Here is a 2,901-nt window from a genome sequence, read left to right as displayed (position 1 = left end):
CTGGATTCATAATTTTGCGAGAGTGGTAAACATATTTAATTATGGACTAATGAGGGGCATGGTATCTCTGAGTATTTATACTCATCGCATAAGTGTTATGCTCCCGTCAAGCTCAACCTAGTTTCCTTCTCAGTGACGAAAGCGGCCCATGACCAAATCGTCCCTAAATTTATTGAAAAGTGGAAGAAAGAGCACAACCAAAACGTCATTTTTGAACGCAGTTATGGCGGGTCTTTAGCGCAAACCGACGATATCATTGCCGGCAAACAAGAAGCCGATGTGGTGCATCTTGCCCTCCCATTGGATGTGGTTCGCATCGAAGAAGCTGGTTTGATTAATTTTGGCTGGGAGGACAGAGTTCCTAGACGGGGAGTAGTTAGTCATTCTGTGGCGGCAATTGTCACCCGAGAAGGCAACCCCAAAGATATTCAAACTTGGGCAGATTTAGCCAAAGAAGATGTAAACGTGATTGCAGCAAATCCTCAAACATCGGGTATTGGCGTTTGGCAATTTTTAGGTCTGTGGGGGTCAGTAACCCAAGAAGGAGGCGAACCTCAACAAGCCCTTGATTTTGTGGGCAAAATCTATAAAAAAATTCCCACCCTAACCAAAGATGCCCGGGAAGCCAGCGACTTATTCTTCCAACAAGGTCAGGGAGATGCCTTAATCACCTATGAAAATGAAGTGATTTTAGCTGGAACTGGAACGAACCGACCCAAAACCAGTTACTTTGTTCCTCCCCTCAATATCTCTATCGATAATCCCGTAGCGATAGTTGATAAAAACGTGGATAAGCATGGAACGAGGGAAGTAGCAGCAGCCTTTGTCGATTTTCTCTATTCAGACGAAGCTCAGCAAGAATTCACCAAATTAGGCTACCGTTCGGTCAATCCCTTTATCGCTCAAGGCGCAGAGGTGCAATTTCCCCCAATTAAAACTTTGTTCAATGCTCAAGATTTAGGAGGGTGGTCCTTGATAAAAGAGAAGTTTTTTGCAAACGGTGCCATCTTTGACCAAATTAAGGGAAAGTTCTGAACCTAAACGCCTAATTCACTTTCTTTTTCCCAAACTTACACTCAAATGCTGTAAGCAACCCCGGTCTAAAGACACGGGGCTTCAGCAAACAAACTGAAGCCGTGCTTACCCGCCTAAGCCTTAAATGGCTACGTTACGGGGGTCAAAACACCGGAAAATGCGACGCTAGTTTTCCGCTCTGTTGATTGCAATTAAACAATTCTAAGGTCACTGGAATAGTGTTGCAAGCGTAAAAAGCCCTCATAACATTGGCAAAGCGAACTTTACGAGAAATCGAAGGGACACAACAATGTCTATCCAACCAAATTACGTTTTTGTTTTAGATGCTAACCGCAAACCACTAACACCATGCAAACCATCTTTGGCACGCAAACTGTTAAAGGTTGGCAAATGTAAAGTTTTCAGACTTTATCCTTTCACTATAATCTTGAAAAAAAATGTAGCTCAAGACCCGCAGCCTGTCACTTTAAAGATTGACCCCGGTTCAAAAGTTACGGGGTTTGCTCTACTTCTGAATTCCAATCTGATTTGGGTAGCCGAACTAACCCATCGCGGGCAAACGATCAAGGCATTGCTAGAATCGCGTCGTTCTCTGCGGCGCAACCGCAGAAGTCGGCAGACAAGGTATCGCCAAGCGAGATTTTTGAACCGAACTAGATCCAAAGGCTGGTTAGCTCCCAGTCTCCAACACCGAGTAGATACGACTTTAACTTGGGTCAACAAACTATCAAAGCTTGCACCCGTTAAGACAATCTTTCAGGAATTGGTTAGGTTTGATTTACAAAAAATGGAAAACCCGGAGATTTCAGGGATTGAGTATCAACAAGGAGAGTTGCAAGGCTACGAAGTCCGCGAGTACCTTCTTGCTAAATGGGATAGGCGGTGCGCTTACTGTGGCATAGAAAATGTACCGCTACAAGTTGAACACATACATCCTAGAGCGTCGGGCGGAAGTAATAGAATATCTAACCTGTGCTTAGCTTGCGAACCTTGCAACACAAAAAAAGGAATTAAAGACATCAAGATATTCTTGGCAAAAAAACCCGATATTTTGAAAAAAATCGTGGCACAAGCTAAGCGTCCGTTGAAGGATGCCACTGCTGTCAACTCGACTCGATGGGCTTTATTTAATCGCTTAAAAGCGACAGGTAAAGAGATCGTTACAAGTTCTGGCGGGTTGACTAAATTCAATCGCATACGGCTGAAACTGACAAAAACCCACTTCTTTGATGCCGCTTGCGTAGGCAATACACCTGAATTTTTCGTGTCAGCGAATCAGCCTTTAAATATCAAAGCGACGGGGCATGGTTCAAGGCAAATGTGTCGCACGGATAAATTTGGATTCCCTTCTAGGTATGTTCCGAGATTTAAGTTTGTGAAGGGTTTCCAGACAGGGGATATTGTAAAAGCCGTTGTTACTTCGGGCAAAAAGATGGGTACTTATACGGGTAGAGTGGCTGTCCGCTCATCTGGCAGTTTTAATGTGTCAACACCCCAAGGATTAGTCCAAGGCATTAATCACAAATATTGTTTTTCTATTCATCAAAAGGATGGGTACAATTATGGATCTTAAGACTGTTGACGGGATACTAAAGTATCCCGTGTCCCTTTTCCTCCCAGGGCTAAAGCCACTGGGTTTCCAAGCTACCGCGAGGTTTTTATGAAATTTTCTCGTTGGTTTTACCTAATCCCTCTCATCGTCATGGGCAACCTGATGACGAGTTGTGGCAATTCAGGAGATAAGGAACAGCAAATCAGTATTGATGGTGGTGCTGTGGGCTTTAGCGTTGGGAGCGTGTCACTTTTGCGATGAGTATAAATACTCATGAACCCACCATGACTTTTTTACCGATCATCAGTATAATA

Annotated in this window: 3 protein-coding genes; all 3 read left to right on the top strand. The window is 43.8% G+C overall.

Annotated features, from left to right (window positions below):
- Window positions 1–63: 63 nt before the first annotated feature.
- Window positions 64–1,035, top strand: coding sequence for a sulfate ABC transporter substrate-binding protein (locus tag QUA04_RS29215; RefSeq protein ID WP_333264175.1), 972 nt, complete (start codon window positions 64–66; stop codon window positions 1,033–1,035).
- 289 nt (window positions 1,036–1,324) lie between these two features.
- Window positions 1,325–2,608, top strand: a complete 1,284-nt coding sequence (gene iscB, locus QUA04_RS29210) for an RNA-guided endonuclease IscB (RefSeq protein ID WP_333264173.1) — start codon at window positions 1,325–1,327, stop codon at window positions 2,606–2,608.
- A gap of 87 nt (window positions 2,609–2,695) precedes the next feature.
- Window positions 2,696–2,848, top strand: coding sequence for a hypothetical protein (locus tag QUA04_RS29205; RefSeq protein WP_333264171.1), 153 nt, complete (start codon window positions 2,696–2,698; stop codon window positions 2,846–2,848).
- Window positions 2,849–2,901 lie beyond the last annotated feature (53 nt).

The organism is Microcoleus sp. S13_C5, assembly GCF_036700845.1.
GTDB lineage: Bacteria > Cyanobacteriota > Cyanobacteriia > Cyanobacteriales > Microcoleaceae > Microcoleus.
This window is presented reverse-complemented; position numbering and strand designations above follow the sequence as displayed.